Origin of the sequence: Streptomyces sp. NPDC032161, assembly GCF_040636995.1 — a bacterium.
Classification (GTDB): domain Bacteria; phylum Actinomycetota; class Actinomycetes; order Streptomycetales; family Streptomycetaceae; genus Streptomyces.
Map to the genome: position 1 here is coordinate 12,674 of NZ_JBEZVN010000001.1, position 18,642 is coordinate 31,315.

Sequence of the window (18,642 nt, forward strand, 5' to 3'; positions counted from 1 at the left end):
TCCCGGTGGTCTGCACGTAGGATCACCGTCACGCGGAGGGACGTCCGCGAGCAGGGGAAGCCACGGGGGGCTTCGGTGCGCATCCGGCCTTCCGCCCGTCCGTACCGAGGGATTGGTGTTTCGGTGAGCCAGATCGTCGTGAAGCGACCTCCGCGTGCCCTGCCACCGGAAGTCCCCATGGACGAGTTGACGTTGGAGGCCCCTCCCGAACTGCCCCGCGGGCAGCAGGAGGGGATGCTGATGCAGATCCTGCCGGTGCTCGGCATGGGGTCGTCGGTGGTGTTCTTCTTCTCGCCCCAGGCCCCTCCGTTCATGCGGATCATGGGCGTGCTGATGCTCGTCTCGACGGTCGGCATGGTGGTCGCCCAGTTGGTCCGGTATCGCCGGGGTACGCAGGGGCAAATGGCAGATGTCCGGCGCGACTACCTCAAGTACCTGGCGCAGACCCGGCGTACGGTGCGCCGGACGGCGCGCGCGCAGCGGGACGCGCAGTTGTATCTGCAGCCCGCTCCGGAGCAGTTGTGGTCGGTGGTCGCCGAGGGCAGCCGGGTATGGGAACGGCGCGCCGGGGACAAGGACTTCGGGCAGGTGCGGCTCGGTCTGGGCGCGCAGCAGCTGGCCACCCCGTTGGTCGCGCCGGACACGGCTCCGGTGGACGAGCTGGAGCCGATGTGCGCGGGGGCGATGCAGCGGTTCCTTGCCGTGCACGGGTCGCTGGACGGTCTGCCGATGGCCGTGTCGATGCGGGCGTTCTACCACGTGACGGTCTCCGGGCAGCCGGAGGCGGCGCAGTCGGCGGCGCGGGCGCTGGTCGCGCAGCTGGTGACGCTGCACTCCCCCGAGGACCTGGTGGTCGCGGTGGTGGCGGCGCGGGGCGCGGTGGAGCGCTGGGACTGGACGAAGTGGCTGCCGCACGCGCAGGTGCCGGCGCAGGTCGACGGGGCCGGTACGAAGCGGCTGTTCGGGGACGATCTGGGTGAGCTGGAGCAGTTGCTGGCGGGCCGGCTGGAGGGACGGCCGCGGTTCGGCCGGGACAACCAGCCGCTGCTGGACCAGCCGCACGTCGTGGTGGTGCTGGACGGCGGGATCGTGCCGCCGGACTCGCTGTTCGCGGCGGCCGAGGGCCTGCAGGGGGTGACGATCGTCGAGGTGGTGCCCGGCGAGCTCGACGAGCCGCGCGGTGGCCTCTCGGTGGTGGTGCGGCCGGGGCTGCTGCGACTGGAGTCGGGCACGGGGATGGTGTACGAGGGGGTTCCGGACGGCCTCTCGCTGCCCGCGGCCGAGGCACTGGCCCGGCAGCTGGCGCCGCTGCGGATGGGCGGGGGCGACGACGACGAACCGTTGCTGGCCAACCTGGACTTCACGGATCTGCTGAACCTGGGCGACGCGGCCTCGGTCGACGTGGCGCGGACCTGGCGGCCGAGGTCGGTCGCCGAGCGGCTGCGGGTGCCGATCGGGGTCGGCGAGGACGGCCAGCCGGTGATGCTGGACCTGAAGGAGGCCGCGCAGGAAGGCATGGGCCCGCACGGGCTGTGCGTCGGTGCCACGGGTTCGGGGAAGTCGGAGCTGCTGCGGACGCTGGTGCTGGGGCTCGCGGTCACGCACTCCTCGGAGACGCTGAACTTCGTGCTCGCGGACTTCAAGGGCGGTGCGACGTTCGCCGGGATGTCGCAGATGCCGCACGTGGCGGCCGTCATCACCAACCTGGCGGACGACCTGACACTGGTCGACCGCATGGGGGACGCGATCCGCGGTGAGCTGCAGCGTCGTCAGGAGCTGCTGCGGGCGGCGGGCAATTACGCGAACATCCACGACTACGAGAAGGCGCGGGCGGCGGGCGCGGCGCTGGAGCCGCTGGCCTCGCTGGTGCTGGTGATCGACGAGTTCTCGGAACTCCTCACCGCCAAGCCCGACTTCATCGACATGTTCATCCAGATCGGGCGCATCGGGCGTTCGCTGGGTGTGCATCTGCTGCTCGCCTCGCAGCGTCTGGAGGAGGGCAGGCTGCGGGGTCTGGACACGTATCTCTCGTACCGGATCGGTCTGCGGACGTTCTCGGCGGCGGAGTCGCGGACGGCGCTGGGCGTGCCGGACGCGTACCACCTGCCGTCGGTGCCCGGCTCGGGGTATCTGAAGTTCGGCACGGACGAGATGACCCGGTTCAAGGCGGCGTACGTGTCGGGGACGTACCGCACGGGCGGTCCCGACCTGTCGGTGGGGGCGTTGCCGATCGAGCGGCGGGCCGCGGTGTTCAGCGCGCTGCCGGTGCCGGTGGTGTACGCGGCGCCCGACCCGGCGCATCTGGTGGCGGCCCGGGCCGAGGCGGAGGACGACGCGCTGGCGGACACGGTGCTGGACGTGATCGTGCGGCGGCTGGAGGGTCAGGGGGTGCCCGCCCATCAGGTGTGGCTGCCGCCGCTGGACCGGGCGCCGGCGCTGGACCAGTTGCTGCCGGGGCTCGCGCCGACAGCCGAGCGCGGGTTCACGGCGACGGAGTACACGCGTCCCGGCGGGCTGACCGTTCCGCTCGGGCTCATCGACAAGCCCTTCGAGCAGCGGCGCGAGGTGCTGTACACGGACTTCTCGGGGGCGGCGGGCCACATGATGGTGGTCGGCGGGCCGCAGTCCGGGAAGTCGACGCTGCTGCGGACGCTGGTCTCGTCGTTCGCGCTCACCCACACCCCGCACGAAGTGCAGTTCTACGGGCTGGACTTCGGTGGTGGCGGTCTGGCCTCGCTGGCGGAGCTGCCGCATGTCGGCGGGGTGGCGTCCCGGCTGGATCCGGAGCGGGTGCGACGTACGGTCGCCGAGGTCGTCGGGGTGCTGAACCGGCGCGAGGAGTTCTTCCGCGCCCATTCCATCGACTCGATCGCCACCTACCGGCGCAAGCGTGCGCTCGGTGAACTGCCCGGCGAGGCGTGGGGCGACGTGTTCCTGCTGGTCGACGGCTGGGGCGGTTTCCGGTCCGAGTACGAGCTGCTGGAGCAGACGGTCACCGACATCGCCTCGCGCGGTCTCGGCTACGGCATCCACGTCGTGATCACGGCCGCCCGCTACATGGAGGTGCGGGCCGCGCTGAAGGACCAGATCCTCGGCCGGCTGGAGCTGCGGCTGGGTGACGTGATGGACTCCGAGTTCGACCGGAAGGTGGCGGCCAACGTGCCCGCCGGGGTGCCGGGCCGGGGTCAGGTGCCGCAGAAACTGCACTTCATGGGCGGGCTGCCGCGCATCGACTCCTCCAGCGACGCCTCGGACCTCTCGGAGGGCACGGCGGCGTTCGTGTCGGCGGTGAAGTCGAACTGGTCGGGTCCGTCGGCACCGGCCGTACGGCTGCTGCCGCGCAAGCTGCCCGCGGACCATCTGCCGAAGGGCTTCGAGTTCCCGCAGCAGGGTGTCGCCTTCGGTATCGACGAGACCGCTCTGGAGCCGGTGTTCGTCGACTTCGAGACCGATCCGTTCTTCCTGGTCTTCGGGGAGAGCGAGTCGGGGAAGACCAATCTGCTGCGGCTGCTGGCGAAGCAGATCTCGGAGCGCTACTCCCCCGACGAGGCGAAGCTCGTCGTCGGCGACTACCGGCGCGGGCTGCTGGGCGCGCTGCCGGAGAGCCATCTGCTGGAGTACGCGCCGATGGCGAGCTCGATGCAGATGCACATGGAGGCGCTGGCCGGAGTGTTCGCGCGCCGGCAGCCGCCGACGGACGTCACGCCGCAGCAGCTGCGGGACCGCAGCTGGTGGAGCGGTCCGCAGATCTTCATCATCGTCGACGACTACGACCTGGTGGCGACCAGCTCGGGCAACCCGCTGGCCCCGCTGGCGGAGTACCTGCCGTTCGCCCGGGACACCGGCGTCCGTTTCATCATCGCGCGCAACTCGGCGGGGGCCTCCCGGGCCATGTACGAGACGTTCATGCAGCGCGTGAAGGAGCTGGGCGCGCAGGGCGTGGTGCTGTCGGGCGACCCGTCCGAGGGCGACCTGATCGGCTCGGTGCGCGGTCACGCGATGCCCCCGGGGCGCGGCTACTTCGTCTCGCGGCGCCGGGGCAACCCGCTGGTGCAGATCGGGCGGCTGCCGGAGCAGCGCTGAGCGGGGGCGCGGGCGGGAGACCGCGCCGTGCGTACCGGGCCGGGGTCTCGCCGTGTGCCGGGGCCGGGGTCCCGGGTGCGGATCCCGTGCCGTTCACCGGGACTCCGCACACCGGGTCCTCGCCCGGGCGCCGGGTTGTATGGGCGTATGAGGTGTGATTTTCACCCGCGTACCGGCTGACGGGTCGCGTGTGGACGCCGGACGTCGTTCCGGGCGGGTTCAACAGAATTGGGGAATGTCATGGGTTTTGACGAGGAGTGGGGTCTGCTGCGCGGGGAGGCCGCGACACGGCAGGGCACCCGGATGCGGCTGAACGGCACGGGCGGCGCGTCGTCGGACGGTCCCGGAGACAAGGACTTCGCCTCGACACCGGCGCAGAAGAAGGCCGCCGCGAACACCATCGAGACCGAGCTGGAGCCGAACACGAAGAAGGCCACCGACTGGGCGGACGAGACGTCCGAGGCGGCGGTCAAGGAGTTCGACGGCTGGGACACCGGGGCCGGGCTCAAGAAGGTGATGGAGACGTGGGACAAGCAGGTGAAGGTCCTGATGGGCCGGCTGTCCGTGGAGAAGGGCGCGCTGCGCGGCGCGTCCGGGCTCTTCACCGGCAACGACGAACTGATCAAGTCCCAGTTCACCCCGTTGCTGAAGCCGCAGCAGGGTCCGTACTCCTCCGGGCTCGACGGTCTGTAGGGCTGAAGTGGCCGACGGCACGGCCCCGCCGGAGCGGGGCTGCCGTCATCCGTACGACGAACTACGCGAATCACGGGGACGCATGCTCACGTATCACGACGTAATGACCACGGATCTCGGTCAGTTGACCACAGCGGCCGGCAAGTGGGACGAGATGGCTGCGGAGATCAAGAAGGTCGAGGACCGTTACAAGGACAGCGTCCAGAAGATCACGCTCGGGACCGCCTGGTCGGGGGTGAGCGCCCAGACCGCGCACACCAATTTCGCCGCCACCCGCTACGAGTACTCGGCCGCCCAGGCGGAGGCGAAGGCCATGGCCTCGCTGCTGCGCGACGCGCACGAGGACTTCGTGCGGCTGAGGAAGAACCTGGAGTCCAAACGCGCGGAGGCCATCAAGGCGGGGATGCGCGTCTCCGAGAGCGGAGTGGTCAGTTACGACTACGAGAAGCTCACACCCGGAGAGCGTTCCGCCATGCACCACGACCCGGACTACGCACAGAGCGTCAGCAAGGCCGTGACGTCGTGGACCGAGGCGATCAACGCATGCGTCAAGGCGGTGGACGACGCCGACCAGGGGGTGAAGATCGCGCTCGACGCGGTCACCAGGGACGGCTACGGCGACAAGAACGACGAGACGCTGGGCATCGGCTTCAACAAACACGCGTACGGCGACATCGAGAAGTACGAGGCGGAGAACACGGCGGACATCGCCACCCGGCTCAACAACGGCGAGAAGGTCTCCGCCGCCGACATGGCCGAGTTCCAGCGTGCGGTGCGGGACAACCACGGCGACAAGACGTTCTCGCAGACGCTGCTGAGCAGCTTGGGACCGGACGGCTTGTCCAAGGTCACCATCCGGCTGAACGACCGGGCCTACGACTCCGACAAGAAGCACAAGGGCCAGTACCTGGACATCGAGAAGAACCTCGCGAACACGGTCGCCACCGCGACCCGGGTGCCCGGCAGCGTGAAGGACGCCCCGCCCGGATCGGACGCGTTCAAGAAGTGGGTGAAGAGCGACGAGGGCAAGTTCTACCGCGAGTGGATGGAAGGGCTCGACAAGAGCGGCAACAAGGACTACGACGTCGAGACCGGCAACCCGCTCTACGGGTATCAGACCGTCGTCAGCCTGATGCAGAGGGCCGACACGCAGTTCGACGACCAGTTCCTGTACGACATGGGCGACAAGCTCATCCGGGCCGAAAAGCAGCAGCCCGGCATCTTCGAGATGTGGAGCGACGGTCACGCCGGTATCGAGACGGACGCCATCGACGGTCTGATGGGCGTGATGAGCAAGAACCCCGACGCCGCCACCGCCTTCTTCGATCCGGACGGGAACGGGACCGACCCGAACCATGTCGACAACGACCACTTGAAATACCTGGTGGGCAGTGGCGAGGGTTCCCGCGAATGGCCCCGGCAGACCATCACGGGCGTGGCCGTTCTCAGGTACGACGACCCGACGACCCGGATGGGGCTGGGGGCCGCGCTCGAAGCCGCCGCGACCGGGCACGTGCCGCTGGGCGCGGGGCAGGACGCGTGGCCGGAGGCCAGGCACAACGAGGCGCAGGCACGGGTGATGAACGGCGTCCTGGAGCAGTTCGCGCCGGGCAAGGGCGAGGGCACCGAGGCGTCCGTACCGAAGAACCTGCAACTGCCCGTTGCCAACGCCCTGGCCGAGTACGCCTCGGACACGCACGAGATCATCAGTGAGACGTCGGGGGACCACGTCCACAACCGGGTCGAAGGATACTTCGTCGACGCGGACGGCCACGGCCATCTCTCGACCACGTCGAAGGACCTCATCCAGGTGATGCGCGGGCTCTCCGACGACCCGAACGCCTATGCCACGCTCCACAAGGCCGAGGCACGTCATCTCAATGCCCTGCTGGACGACATCCCGAAGGGACAGACGGACTTCGACCACAGCGGCCGATTGGGGGACGCGGGTGCCGTCCTCGGCGCGTACTCGGCGATCCGTGAGGACGTGATCAACGACGAGCGGATGAGCGAGTACAGCAAGGCCGACTGGAAGTCGAAGATGGCCTACCACGTGGTGGGCGGGGCCGTCACGCCCCTCACCCTGCCGGTCGGTGGGAAGATCCTGCCCATTGGGGACGCGATTCAGCGCGGTGTGGACACCTGGGCCTGGGAGTGGGGCAACCAGATGAAGAGCGAGGCCGACGTGAAGGCCAACGCCGCGATCGCGGACGAGTATCTCGATGCATCCATGCAGGTCACCGAGACCCTCGACGGCTGGGCCGATGGGCGTGACGACATCGACAGCAGCACCGAGGACGGCAAGGAAAAGCTCAGAACGCTCAGTCGGCTGATGCTCAATGGTCGAACGACCGGCAGCACCCAAGCCCAGAAGTACCTGACCGACACCACCAACTGACCGCGCGGAGCACAACGCCTCCGGCCCGACCGGCCACACGCCCACCTGTCGAAGAGGAACACCAGATGTCAGGACCGTCCGCCGACAAGCCGCGCAGCCGCCGCCCGCTGTACGCGGTCACCGCCGCCCTGCTCGCCGTGGCCCTGGCCGGGGGCGCGTGGTTCCTGCTCGGCCGGGGGCAACCGACGGACGACTGCGGCACGCTCATCAAGGACGATCGTGTCCGGTCCGCGCTCGGCTCGCACTACTCGGCCGGCATGAGCTGCACGGATCTGGGTGCGGCGGTGAAAGCCGCCACCACCGGCGGCAAGGCCGCGCCGCACACCCGAGCCCAGGCCGACAGCATGAAGAAGATCCTGCTCGCTGTGAACGACAGTCTCATCCACGGCGACGGGGCCCTCGCCGCGGAACTCCGGCTGCCGCTCGCCGAATCCCTGGCCGACTACGCGAACGACACCCAGGAGATCCTGGACGGCACCAACTCCGAGTACACCCGTTGGGCCTCCCCGAACAGCATCGCGTGGCAGGACGCGACCGGATACCACTTCTCGGTGTTCAACGGCTTTCTCGTTCGCGTACTGCGGGCCGTCTCGGAGGAACCGGCGGCATACGCGGCCCTGCGCGACGCCCAGACGCGGTGGGGAGCGGCGCAGCTCGGTTCGCTGACCGCAGAGGCGAGGAAGAACGATCTGGGAGGGGCGCCGGTCACCAATGCCGCGGCCCTCGGCGGCTACGACGCGATCGCGGCCGATGTGGTACGGAGCAAGGAGGCGTCGGACGCGCCCCGGTGGGTGGACGCGGTGTACGCGGCCCTGCGCAGCCCCGAGGCGCCCGTGTCGGCGGCACCTCGGTCCGCGCTCTCCGACCCGATCGCCAAGAGTTGGCGGGCGTCGCTGGCATCAGTACCGGCCGAGGAGCGGACCGACCACCTGCGCGAGCAGGGCGCGTTCATGTTCACCGCCTGGGCCGAGGCGGCTGGAGTGGGCCGTGACCGGGCGGAGCCGGTGGAGGAGCAGTGCCGTCGGACCGGCCAGGAGCGGTACGGTGCAATCGCCCAGGACCTGAGAAGGTCATGACCACCCGGGAGCGGAAGAACAACATCCGCAGCGGCAGGGGGCGGGACGGCAACCTCGGATACGAGTGGGCGGCTCTCAGGACGACTGACGGCGCCCCGGGGCGGAAGCAATGCGGTGACGTGCTGATGGACGACACGACGGAGCAGTCCCGCCCGAGGAGCGAGCGGCTGCGCGCCACCGCGGTCGTGGTGGGCCGAGCCCTGGCCGCCGCGGTGGCCGCGACCGCCGTCCGGCTCGTCGTGGGAACGAGTCCCCGGGGGACCATGCGGGCTGCGACGGAGTGGTCTCTGACGAAGCGGGCGTCGGGCGATGCGTACCGGTCCGATCCGACCTGTCCGGAGCTCGGCACCGTGGTGGTCAGGGCGGGCGACCGCACGAACGGGCAGGCAGTCCGTCGGCCCCGTCCCGTCGGGCGTGCGAACCGCGCCGCTACCACCACCGTGCCGCAGCTGTCCATCGCGGACCGCGGTCCGTCCCGGCGGGGGATAGTCTGCACGAGGGCGACGACCGCGTTCCGCCGCAGGAGACGAAAGGCACCTGATGGGTACTCAGCAGGAGAAGGACGAACTGTACGCACTCGACATCTCGGGCGTGGAATGGCTCAGCGCGCCCGGCACGGAAGAGGCGGAGGAGCGCGTCGAGATCGCCCATCTGCCGGGCGGTGCCGTGGCGATGCGGTCCTCGCTGGATCCCGACACCGTGCTGCGGTACACGGAGGCCGAGTGGCGGGCGTTCGTCCTGGGTGCGCGGGACGGCGAGTTCGACCTCAAGTAGGGGTTGCGGAATGCCCGTTGGCCCCGGCCCCGGGGCGCGCGGGAAGGGGCACGACCTGGACGGTCGTGCCCCTTCCCGCGTAGGAGTGCCGGGCGGTCAGTACGCCTCGGTGAAGCCGCGCGAGGCCCGCAGGTCGGTGGCGCGGTAGCTGTCCTTGCCGGACTCGATGATCTTCGCGACCTCCGCCAGGCGGTCCCTCATGTGCTCCGCGCGGCCCTTGTACTTCCTCTGCAGGACCACGTACTCCTTGTGCGCCTCACCGTCCCAGGTGTCGGTGACGACCCTGAGCGCGGCGTCCATCTCCTCCAGGTCCTTGACGATGTTCTGCGACACCGCGCGGACGCGGTTCGCGATCTCCTGGACGCTCTCGTACCTGACCTTGGTGTTCGGGTCGTGGCCCATGGTTGTTCTCCTCGGTGCTCGCGTGTGCGGAAGGGGTGGTGCGGCGCGGTTCAGACGTTGTTCAGGCCGGAGGTGTTGGCGGGGGCTCCGCCCGGCCCCTCCTTGACCCGGTTGAAGGCCGCGCGGACCTCCTCGTCGTTGGCGTTGCTGAGGTTCTTGGTGCTCTCCACCGCGTTGTGCAGGACGTCGAGGAGACGACGGATCTGGTCGTGGTCCTCGTTGATCATCAGCTGCGCGGAGGTGAATCCCGAGGCACCGACACCGGTCCACCCGGCGCCCACCGTGGCGAGGATGTTGGCCAGTTCGCGGGACTGCCGCGAGACGGCCCCGGCGGTCTCCACGATCTTGTTCTTCGCCTGGACGATCGGATCGTCGGCAAGTCCGAAACCGCCTGCGGGGTTGGTCATCCGGAGGTCCTATCTCTCAGTTCTCCGGCCCGTCCGCGCGATGCGGCCGGGCCCTTCCTGTCCCCCGTGTGCTCCGGCAAAGGAGTGGGGAGAGCGCGGGGCCGGGAAGTGCGCTGTCGGCATTTCCGCGCTCCGAAATCGGACTCGGCCACTTCTCGTTCCCCCGTCACACACGTGAAGTCTGCTGCCACCCTAGTCAATTCGTCCGCCGTCCCCAACTGTGCTTCCTCCGGGGGGAAGTCACCTCGCGGGGCGGACGGAACGGCGCGCGGAGCGCCGTCGGCGGACATCCCGGACGACCGTCGCGGTTCCGGCGATCACACCGACGAGTACGACGGTCAGGGCCAGCGCGTAGGTGGCGTACCGCTCGCTGCGCTCCTGCGGAGTCTCCGACAGCGAGAAGTGCGCGGGCTCGGGCGCGGGGGCCCTGGGCGGCGCCGGATCGGGGCGCGGGGCGTCCTGCGGGGTGTCGTCACCGGACAGGGCGCGTACCGGGTCGACGACGCCCCAGCCCACGAAGGGGTCGTGCCCGGTGACGGAGCGCTCCGCGGTCTGCTCGATGCGGGCGACGATCTGGGCGGCGGTCCACTTGGGGTACTTGGCGCGCATCAGTGCGGCTACCCCGGCGACGTACGGGGCGGAGAAGCTGGTGCCGTTGTCGGTGCACTGGCCGTTGCCCGGGACGGTGGAGACGATGTCGACGCCCGGGGCCGCGACCCCGACGAAGTCGCCCGCCTGGGAGAAGGGGGCGCGTTCGTTGTTGCGGTCGGAGGAGGCGACGGCGAGGACGCCGTCGAACGCTGCGGGGTAGGTGCGCCTGAGCTTGCCGTCCATGCCGTCGTTGCCCGCCGAGGCGACCACGACGATGTCGGCGGCGAGCGCCCGGGCCACCGCCCTGCCCAGTGCCGAGGTTTCCGACAGGGGCTTCGCCGTGTCCTGGGAGATGTTGATGACCTGGACCTTCTTGGCGATCGCATGGTCGATCGCGGTGGCCATGGTGGTGTCCTTGCCGCTGTTCTTCTCGTCGTTCTGGCGGATCGGGACGATCGTGGCCTCGGGGGCCAGTCCGACGAATCCGGTGCCCTTGCGGGGGCGGGCGGCGATGATCCCGGCGACCTTGGTGCCGTGGCCCACCTCGTCGACCGTTCCGTCGCTCTTGCCGCCCTTGAGGAGGTCGGCGCCCGACGACGCGTCGACGGCCGTTTTCAGCTGCGGGTTGTCGTTGTCGACGCCGGTGTCGATGACGGCGACGCGTACGCCCTTGCCCTTGGTGTCCTGCCACAGTTCGTCCAGGAGGACGCGTTGCAGGGACCAGGGCCGCCCCTCGTACTGGTGCTTCATCGGGAAGGTGCATTCGCCGCCGCCGTCTATCCCGACGCCGCCGGCTCCCCGGACGCCCTCCGCGTACGCCGTCGGCACGGTGGCCGCGGTCAGTGACGCGGTCAGCGCGGCGACGGCCGCCGCCGTGCGGGCCGTCCTTCGGTACGCCATCTCTTTCTCTCCCCCGGGTCTCTCGATGCGTGTGTGGCCGCGGGCCGTCATGAACCCTGGGGCTGCCGGGCGCTGTTGGTGTCGAGCCGGGGCCCCTTGGAGAGGAAGTCCGACCAGGCGATCGGCACCAGCGCGGGCGTCACCTTCTCGTAGCCGAGCCTGCTCTGTGCCTGGCTGGGCTCGGGGCGGCCGTCCGACTGCTGCTGTCCGTCCCCGGCGCCGATGTCGGAGGGCCGGGCGTCGCTGTCGCCGTTCGCCTGGACCGCGTAGCGCAGTCCGGTGTCGGTGACCAGGAACAGCGATCCGTCGGGGCGGGTCTGGCGGCCCTGGACCTGGGTGTAGAGCAGGCCGCTGCCGGGGGTGACGTAGGTGCTGGTGCCCCCGGCGCTGATGGCGGCCGGGTACGAGGTGCCCGCCCACGTGCTCAGCGTCGTGCGGCCGGAGCCGTCGACCTTGCGCAGCACGTTGCAGATGGTGTCGCGCCCGCCGCTGCCGCCGTCCGCGGAGTTCACCTGGGTGGCCCTGCGGGCCGGCCAGTGCGCGGGCTGGCCGGCGAAGGTCTCGGGGTCCGGGACGAAGGTCTGCAGGCCGACGGAGCGCGCCTCGCTGTCCAGGTCCAGACCGGCCGTCTGCGGGGAGTTGATCAGCAGCCAGGCGGTGAACTCGGAGACGGGCTGCACCTTTCCGTCGAGCACCACGTAGTACTGGGTGCCTTCACCGGTCCTGGTCCTGAGCACCGTGCCGATCCGGTTCTCGTCGTCGGAGAGCTGCCCCTGGACGTTCGCCGGGGCGCCGACCTCGCCGGGGATCCGCGGGAAGGCGACGGGGCTGCCGTCGTGCAGGGTGGCCAGCCAGTCGTCGGTGACGGGCTGCGGACGGCGGCTGCCGACCAGCGCGTTGGTCAGGTGGCCGTTGTCGGCCGCGGTCTCCTCGATGCGGTACTTGGTGCCCTTCGCGTCGACCAGGTAGCGGGCCTGGTCCTGGCCCTGGACGTAGAGCACCTGGCCGCCGGTGAGCCGGTCGCGTCCCTCGGTCCGCTCGTCGTCGCGCGCGCCGAAGACGAAGGTGGCCTTCTGTACCGAGTTGCCCTTGCCGCCGGGCTGTACGCACACGGCCCAGCGCTTGGCCGTCCCGGCGTCCTTGGCGTCGGGCAGCCGGTCGGGGGCGTACGGGATGCCGAGGATGGGTCCGCGCGGGGGCTTGCCCGCGTCGAGCACGTCGTCGGCGACCTGGATGACGTCGTAGTCCTGCGGGTTGAGGAGCAGCCGGGCCGAGGCGAGGTTGAGCACCGGGTGCAGCAGTGTCTTCTTCTGCTTGCCCTTTCCGGTGGTGAGCACGACGTAGCGGGTGGTGGACTTCTTGCCGACGATCACCTTGGCACCCGGCTTGTCCCAGTCCTTGGGCGCGGTGGGTTTGAACATGCCGAAGGCGCCGAAGCCGGCGAGGATCAGCGCACCGACGACCACGCTCGGCAGGACCGCGCGCAGCGGCCGGGGAGCGCCCTCGTCCGAGCCGGTGGACGAGGGTTGGAGGAAGGCCGCCACCGTGCGCTTCTTCGCAAAGGTGTATGCGTTGAGCTCATCCCGCCGTGATGCCATGAGTCGCTTTTCTCCCGTGTCTCCCCGCGCGGCACCGGTGCGGTCGCTGTCCCCCGGCCCGTGCCGGGCCCGCGACGCCGGACCTCGGTGCCGGACCGGCCCCCTACTATGCCTGCTGGCCGTCGGCGACGGTGGGGCGGGTAGGGTGATCCAGCCGCCGAGGTCCTGCCCGGGACAGGCGGAATACGGGTGGAGTTGGGGACTGATGAACGGGGGGAATGCCGGAATGACGGCTTCCGCTGCACCGACGCGTCCGACCGGGCGCGCGCGTACCGCCGGGGCTCCCCCGGCCGGTGACCCGCCGCCGTCCCGGGGCTCCGCACGGCGCTCCCCGCGACCGGCGGCGGCCCGGTTCAACGGGCCTGCGGGACAGTTCGGTTCATTCCGATTGCAACAGTTCGTGCTGCTGGAGATCGCCGCCGCGGTGCTGCTCACGGCGTGGGTGATCGAGCCCCTGCTGCTGGTGCCGGCCGCCGTCGTCGCCGCCCTGCTGATCCTGCTGGCCGTCGTGCGCAGGCACCGCCGTTCGCTCCCGGAGTGGCTGGGCACCGTCCTGGCCCTGCGGGCACGTTCGCGGCGGGCCGGCTCCCTGGAGCTGCCTGCGGGCACGGAGCCGGGGATCGCGCCCGTCGTGGAGTGCGATCCGGCGTTGCGCACGTACTCCTTCAGCGACCGCGACCGGCGGCCCGTGGGCATGATCGGTGACGGTACGTTCGTCACGGCGATCGTCCAGGTGGAGTCGGACGCCTCGGCACTCCGACCGGACCGTTCCGCCCGTCCGCTGCCGCTGGCACTGGTCCGGGACGTGCTCGAAGTCGACGGCATCCGGCTGGAGTCGGCACAGATCGTGCAGCACACACAGCCGGCCCCCGCCCCGCATCTGCCTCCGCAGTCCGTCGCCGTGCGCAACTACGCGCCGCTCCAGGCCCAGACGGGTTCGCCCGCCGTGCGGATCACCTGGATCGCGCTGAAGCTGGACCCCGAGCTCTGCCCGGAGGCCGTGCGGGCGCGCGGTGGCGGGGTCGTCGGGGCGCAGAAGTGCGTGGTGCGCGCGGCCGACCAGTTGTCGAGCAGGCTGACCGGGGCCGGTTTCCGCGCGACGGTGCTGACCGAGCAGGAGCTGACGTCGGCGATCGCGACCTCGGTGTGCGCCAGCCCGTCCGCCATGACGCAGGCGGGCCGCACCGGGTCGCCCGCGCGGCGCACCGAGGAGTCGTCCAGGACCTGGCGTTGCGACGACCGGTGGCACACCACCTACTGGGTGGCCCGCTGGCCCCAGTTCGGCACCGGCGGCTCGGCGATGCCGCAGCTCGTGGCGCTGCTCACCTCCATGCCGGCGCTCGCCACGACGTTCAGCCTCACCCTGGGGCGCGGTGAGCGGCAGGGTGTCTCGGTCGCGGGACACATCAGGATCACCGGGCGCAGCGACGAGGAACTGCTCAGCGCCCGCCATGAGTTGGAGCGTGCCGCGCGCGGTGTCCGGACCTCGCTGGTCCGGCTCGACCGCGAGCAGCTGCCCGGCGTGCTCGCCACCCTGCCGCTCGGAGGTACCCGCTGATGTCCGCACTCACGGGGGGTCGTACCCGGCTCGGTTTCGGTCTGATCGGTCCGCGTCGCGAGCGGCAGTCGGTCACGCTCGACCAGTTGGCTTCGCTGGCCCTGCCGGTCGGGGACGACGGCATGGTGATCGGCGTGGATGCCCAGGGCCGTCCCGCCGTCCTCGGCATCAACCACCCGACCCCGTACGACGTGACGTTGATCGGCGGTCTGTGGACGGCGCAGGTGCTGGCGCTGCGGGCGGCGGCCACGGGCGCGCGGATCGTCGTGGAGACGGGGCGCGCGCAGACGTGGACGGGGCTCGCGCACGCCGCGGGCGGCGGTCAGCCGTGCGTCACGCTGCACGACGTGGGGCGGGTGCCGCCGCAGGGCCCCTCGGCGGGTTCGCCCGTGGTCGTGGTCCGGGACTGCGGCATGCGCCCGCCGCGCGGGCGGGTGGTGTCCGCCCCGTGGCAGTCGGTGCTGACCCTGCTGCCGTATCTGAGCCCGGTGGCGCCGCGGTTGATGGAGAAGTCGGCCCTGGTCGGCGTGCAGCGGGTGTCCCCGGACGAGGCCGCCCGGATCGGCCGGATCCTGCACCTTCCGGCCGCCGAGACGCAGGCGCTGTCGACGCTGGCGGACGGGGTGACCCTCTGGTGCTCGGGCGGCGACCGGCAGTTCGTGATGACGCAGGCGACCGACGCCGAGACCGGGCTGCTGGGCGGCGCGCGCCGGATGGACTGAGGTCTCGCCGGCCCCCTTACGGGCCACGCGTACGCGTTCGCCTGTGTGCGCGTGTGCCTGTGCACGGTGCGTCGGCGGGCGTGTGCCGGATGCCGTACCGGACGCGTCCGGGTGCGTGTGCGGGACGCGTGTGTGGGATGCCGGGCGGCGCGTGTACGGAATGTTCGGCGTTCCGTCAGCAGTTGTACGGCTTTGACTGCTTCGCCCTTCACCTTGTGCCGCTGGCGGTTCACTTGAGAGTCCCTTCGTTACGTAAGGGACAGCTCTTGCGGTGCCGTACGGCCTGACGGAGCGGGCCCCTTGACGATTAGGGTGGGTCCGGGCGCGGCAGAGGAGCCTGCGGGCAGGCGTTGCGTGTCCCAGGGGGAGAGCCGGGCGCTCGGCAGAACGGAAACGGTCGCCCCCACCCATCAGTGCACAAGGGTGCTCGACCACACCAGGAGGCAAAGTGAACGGCGATCGGGACGAGAAGCGCGGGAGCTGGAACATGCCCGTCGACGAGTCGTCCGACGCGGAGCCCGCCGAGATGACGGGTGAGTTCACCATCGACTACACCCCGCCCGCCTGGTACACGCAGAACTCGTCGGGGGACTCGTCGGGCGGTGCCGGAGCGCATCTGGCGCCGCCTCCGCCGCCCAGCGGGGCGCCGCTCGCCGTACCCCCGCCGCCGCCGGGGAGCGGCTTCGACCACGGCTGGACCGCGGCGCCGCCGACCCCGCCCGTGCCGGACCCGGCCCAGGCTTCCGAACCGGCCCGTGCCGCGGCGGGCGACCCCTCGGCCGCCGCCCCGGAGGGGGCGACGGCGGGATCGCCGGCAGCGGGTGACACCGACGCGACGACGGACCCGTTCGGCGGCGGGGACGTGGAGAGCGGCGCGACGATGCGGTTCTCCCCCGCTTCACTGAAGCGGGAGATCGCCGAGCGCGAGGAGGCGTCGAAGCGCGCGGAGGAGGACGGTTCCGCCAGGGGTACGGGTACGGGCCCGGCCGCCGGATCCGCCACGGCCACCGATGCGGGTGCGGCTGCGGGCGCGGACAGTACGGGCAGTGCCGACGGTACGGACGGGAGCGGGGGCACCGGTTCGCTGCCCAACCCCGCGCCGACGACGGACGTGGCCGCCGACGCACCGGCAGACGCGAACGCCGGTGCCGGTACCGGCGCCGGCGCCGGCGCGCCCGAGCCCGCGGCGGACGGTATGGCGTCCGCCGACGACGCCGGCGGCACCGGGGATGCCGTCGACGGCGATGCCCCGGAGGCGCCGCAGGACCCCGCGCCCTCGGACGCCGTCCCGGACGCGGCGCACCAGGACGCGCAGCCCGCCGCCGAGCCCCAGGACGTTCCGCCCGCCCCGTGGGCCCCGGCGCCGCCACAGGGTGGTCTGCCGCCGCTGCCGCCCGCCTTCCAGCCCGCCGCGCCGCAGCCCGCCGCGCCTCCGGCGGCGTCGCAGTGGCCCGTGCAGGCCCCGGCCGCCGCCCAGGGCCCCGGAGGATACGGATTCCCGCAGGCCGGCGCCCCTCAGGCACCGCGGCAGCCACAGCAGGGCGGTTACGGCTTCCCGCAGCAGGGCGGCTATGGCTTCCCGCAGCAGCAGCCCGCTCAGCCGGCACAGCAGGCCCCCGCACAGCAGACCCCGGCGCAGCCGCTTCCCCCGCAGGCGGGTTACGGCTTCCCGCAGCAGCAGCCGCAGGCACCTCATGCGCCGCAGACATCGCTGCCGCCCCAGGCTCCTCACGCGCCCCAGGCACCGCAGGCACCCCAGTGGCCCGCACAGCAGGGTGCGCCCCTGCCCGCACAGACCACGCCGCAGCAGTCCGCTCAGCCACACCAGGCACAGCAGTCCGACCAGCCGCAGCAGGCGCAACAACAGCCCCAGCCGCAGCAACAAGCCCAGCAGCCGCAAGCCCAGCAGCCGCAGGGCCTGCCCGAACAGGGCCGGGGACAGCACCCCCAGGCCCAGCCCGTCGACCCGCGCACCGGAACCGCCTGGCCGTCCCCGATCACCCACGACCAGCGCGAGCGTTCCGTGCCCGGCGCCCCGCTCGGATACACGGCGGCGGTGGAGCTCTCCTCCGACCGGCTGGTCCGGGGCAAGCAGAAGGCGCGGAGCAGCCGCGCGCCGTCCGCCGCGTCCCGCTTCAGGCTGGGCGGGAAGAAGGAGGAGGCCGAGCGGCAGCGCAAGCTCGAACTGATCCGCACCCCCGTGCTGTCCTGCTACCGGATCGCGGTCATCAGCCTCAAGGGCGGCGTCGGCAAGACCACGACGACCACGGCCCTCGGCGCGACCCTGGCGACCGAGCGGCAGGACAAGATCCTCGCCATCGACGCCAACCCGGACGCGGGCACGCTCGGCCGCCGGGTGCGCCGGGAGACCGGGGCCACCATCCGCGACCTGGTCCAGGCGATCCCGTACCTCAACTCGTACATGGACATCCGCCGCTTCACCTCGCAGGCGCCCTCCGGCCTGGAGATCATCGCCAACGACGTGGACCCGGCGGTCTCCACGACGTTCAACGACGAGGACTACCGGCGCGCGATCGACGTACTGGGCAGGCAGTACCCGATCATCCTCACCGACTCGGGCACCGGTCTGCTCTACAGCGCGATGCGCGGGGTGCTGGACCTCGCCGACCAGCTGATCATCATCTCGACGCCGTCGGTCGACGGTGCGTCCAGCGCGTCCACCACCCTGGACTGGCTGTCGGCGCACGGGTACGCGGAGCTCGTCCAGCGCTCCATCACCGTCATCTCCGGGGTTCGCGAGACCGGCAAGATGATCAAGGTCGAGGACATCGTGCAGCACTTCGAGACCCGCTGCCGCGGCGTCGTCGTCGTCCCGTTCGACGAGCACCTCGCGGCCGGCGCGGAGGTCGACCTCGACATGATGCGCCCGAAGACCCGCGACGCGTACTTCACGCTCTCGGCGATGGTCGCCGAGGACTTCACGCGCGCCCAGCAGCAGCAGGGGCTCTGGACGGCGAACGGCTCCACGCCCCCGCCGCAGTACGCCCCGCCGATGCCCGGCCAGCAGCAGTACGCGCCCCAGCAGCCCCACCCGCAGCAGCCCCAGCAGCCGTACGCCCAGCCCCAACCCCAGCAACCGCAGCAGCCCCAGGCGCCGTACGGCGGTGCTCAGCCGCCCCAACAGCCTTACGGCGGCGGCCCGTACCCGCCGCACCCCGGCCCCGGCGTGCAGCAGCACGGCTGGCAGTCCCCGCCGTCCCAGGCGCAGTCCCCGGCGAGTCCGGCCGGCCCGCCCGCGCCGGCCCAGCAGCCGCCCGGCGCGCCGGACCAGTCCGTTCAGCCTGGTCAGCCCGGTCCTTCGCAGGGCCCGCTCCCCCAGGCCCCGGTACCGCCTCCCGGCTGGCAGCAGCAACCGCCGTCAGCGCCTCAGCAGTAAGGCGACAGAGGAATAGACCAATGAGGGCCCGCACCGTCTCCGC

General features: G+C 71.4%; 12 protein-coding genes. 8 read left to right on the forward strand and 4 right to left on the reverse strand.

Annotated elements, in window-relative coordinates; all coding sequences use genetic code 11:
- Nucleotides 1-123 precede the first annotated feature (123 nt).
- The 5 genes from eccCa to AB0E67_RS00080 all read left to right on the forward strand — a co-directional run bounded on the left by eccCa (nucleotide 124) and on the right by AB0E67_RS00080 (nucleotide 9,024).
- Nucleotides 124-4,083 carry a type VII secretion protein EccCa gene (gene eccCa, locus AB0E67_RS00060; protein ID WP_362018865.1) on the forward strand — a complete coding sequence of 1,320 codons (3,960 nt, stop codon included), beginning with the start codon at nucleotides 124-126 and terminating at the stop codon, nucleotides 4,081-4,083.
- Between the two features lie 240 nt (nucleotides 4,084-4,323).
- Entirely contained in the window at nucleotides 4,324-4,776 is a 453-nt protein-coding gene (locus tag AB0E67_RS00065) for a hypothetical protein (protein WP_362018868.1), read from the forward strand.
- Between the two features lie 103 nt (nucleotides 4,777-4,879).
- Complete coding sequence (locus AB0E67_RS00070; RefSeq protein WP_362018870.1) at nucleotides 4,880-7,174, forward strand: hypothetical protein; 2,295 nt, start codon at nucleotides 4,880-4,882, stop codon at nucleotides 7,172-7,174.
- A 65-nt stretch (nucleotides 7,175-7,239) separates the two neighbouring features.
- Complete coding sequence (locus tag AB0E67_RS00075) at nucleotides 7,240-8,250, forward strand: hypothetical protein (protein ID WP_362018873.1); 1,011 nt, start codon at nucleotides 7,240-7,242, stop codon at nucleotides 8,248-8,250.
- A 540-nt stretch (nucleotides 8,251-8,790) separates the two neighbouring features.
- Nucleotides 8,791-9,024: a DUF397 domain-containing protein gene (locus tag AB0E67_RS00080; protein ID WP_073791479.1), complete on the forward strand. Its 234-nt coding sequence runs from the start codon at nucleotides 8,791-8,793 to the stop codon at nucleotides 9,022-9,024.
- 96 nt (nucleotides 9,025-9,120) lie between these two features.
- On the opposite strand, the gene AB0E67_RS00085 is transcribed toward AB0E67_RS00080, so the two are convergent.
- From AB0E67_RS00085 to eccB, 4 genes are all read right to left on the reverse strand, one after another.
- A complete protein-coding gene (locus tag AB0E67_RS00085; RefSeq protein ID WP_360104238.1) occupies nucleotides 9,121-9,426 on the reverse strand; it encodes a WXG100 family type VII secretion target in 306 nt (101 codons plus the stop codon).
- Between the two features lie 50 nt (nucleotides 9,427-9,476).
- Entirely contained in the window at nucleotides 9,477-9,833 is a 357-nt protein-coding gene (locus tag AB0E67_RS00090; RefSeq protein ID WP_351520417.1) for a hypothetical protein, read from the reverse strand.
- A gap of 240 nt (nucleotides 9,834-10,073) precedes the next feature.
- Nucleotides 10,074-11,324 carry a type VII secretion-associated serine protease mycosin gene (mycP, locus tag AB0E67_RS00095; RefSeq protein WP_362018877.1) on the reverse strand — a complete coding sequence of 417 codons (1,251 nt, stop codon included), beginning with the start codon at nucleotides 11,322-11,324 and terminating at the stop codon, nucleotides 10,074-10,076.
- 47 nt (nucleotides 11,325-11,371) lie between these two features.
- On the reverse strand, nucleotides 11,372-12,922 hold the full coding sequence (eccB, locus tag AB0E67_RS00100; protein ID WP_362018879.1) for a type VII secretion protein EccB: 1,551 nt from the start codon (nucleotides 12,920-12,922) through the stop codon (nucleotides 11,372-11,374).
- 226 nt (nucleotides 12,923-13,148) lie between these two features.
- Here eccB and eccE point away from each other — a divergent pair, with 226 nt between their 5' ends.
- The 3 genes from eccE (at nucleotide 13,149) to AB0E67_RS00115 (ending at nucleotide 18,599) form a co-directional block, all read left to right on the forward strand.
- Nucleotides 13,149-14,480: a type VII secretion protein EccE gene (gene eccE / locus AB0E67_RS00105; protein ID WP_362018882.1), complete on the forward strand. Its 1,332-nt coding sequence runs from the start codon at nucleotides 13,149-13,151 to the stop codon at nucleotides 14,478-14,480.
- Nucleotides 14,480-15,202, forward strand: coding sequence for a hypothetical protein (locus tag AB0E67_RS00110; RefSeq protein ID WP_351520424.1), 723 nt, complete (start codon nucleotides 14,480-14,482; stop codon nucleotides 15,200-15,202). The genes eccE and AB0E67_RS00110 overlap by 1 nt, the downstream gene beginning before the upstream one ends.
- Before the next feature lie 448 nt (nucleotides 15,203-15,650).
- A complete protein-coding gene (locus tag AB0E67_RS00115) occupies nucleotides 15,651-18,599 on the forward strand; it encodes an SCO5717 family growth-regulating ATPase (protein ID WP_362018885.1) in 2,949 nt (982 codons plus the stop codon).
- Nucleotides 18,600-18,642 lie beyond the last annotated feature (43 nt).

Bases quoted from the DNA above. Each gene is read 5' to 3' on its own strand.
- AB0E67_RS00065 (WP_362018868.1), top strand. From the start codon at position 4,324: ATGGGTTTTGACGAGGAGTGGGGTCTGCTGCGCGGGGAGGCCGCGACA.
- AB0E67_RS00070 (WP_362018870.1), top strand. From the start codon at position 4,880: ATGACCACGGATCTCGGTCAGTTGACCACAGCGGCCGGCAAGTGGGAC.
- AB0E67_RS00075 (WP_362018873.1), top strand. From the start codon at position 7,240: ATGTCAGGACCGTCCGCCGACAAGCCGCGCAGCCGCCGCCCGCTGTAC.
- AB0E67_RS00080 (WP_073791479.1), top strand. From the start codon at position 8,791: ATGGGTACTCAGCAGGAGAAGGACGAACTGTACGCACTCGACATCTCG.
- AB0E67_RS00085 (WP_360104238.1), bottom strand. From the start codon at position 9,426: ATGGGCCACGACCCGAACACCAAGGTCAGGTACGAGAGCGTCCAGGAG.
- AB0E67_RS00090 (WP_351520417.1), bottom strand. From the start codon at position 9,833: ATGACCAACCCCGCAGGCGGTTTCGGACTTGCCGACGATCCGATCGTC.
- mycP (WP_362018877.1), bottom strand. From the start codon at position 11,324: ATGGCGTACCGAAGGACGGCCCGCACGGCGGCGGCCGTCGCCGCGCTG.
- eccB (WP_362018879.1), bottom strand. From the start codon at position 12,922: ATGGCATCACGGCGGGATGAGCTCAACGCATACACCTTTGCGAAGAAG.
- eccE (WP_362018882.1), top strand. From the start codon at position 13,149: ATGACGGCTTCCGCTGCACCGACGCGTCCGACCGGGCGCGCGCGTACC.
- AB0E67_RS00110 (WP_351520424.1), top strand. From the start codon at position 14,480: ATGTCCGCACTCACGGGGGGTCGTACCCGGCTCGGTTTCGGTCTGATC.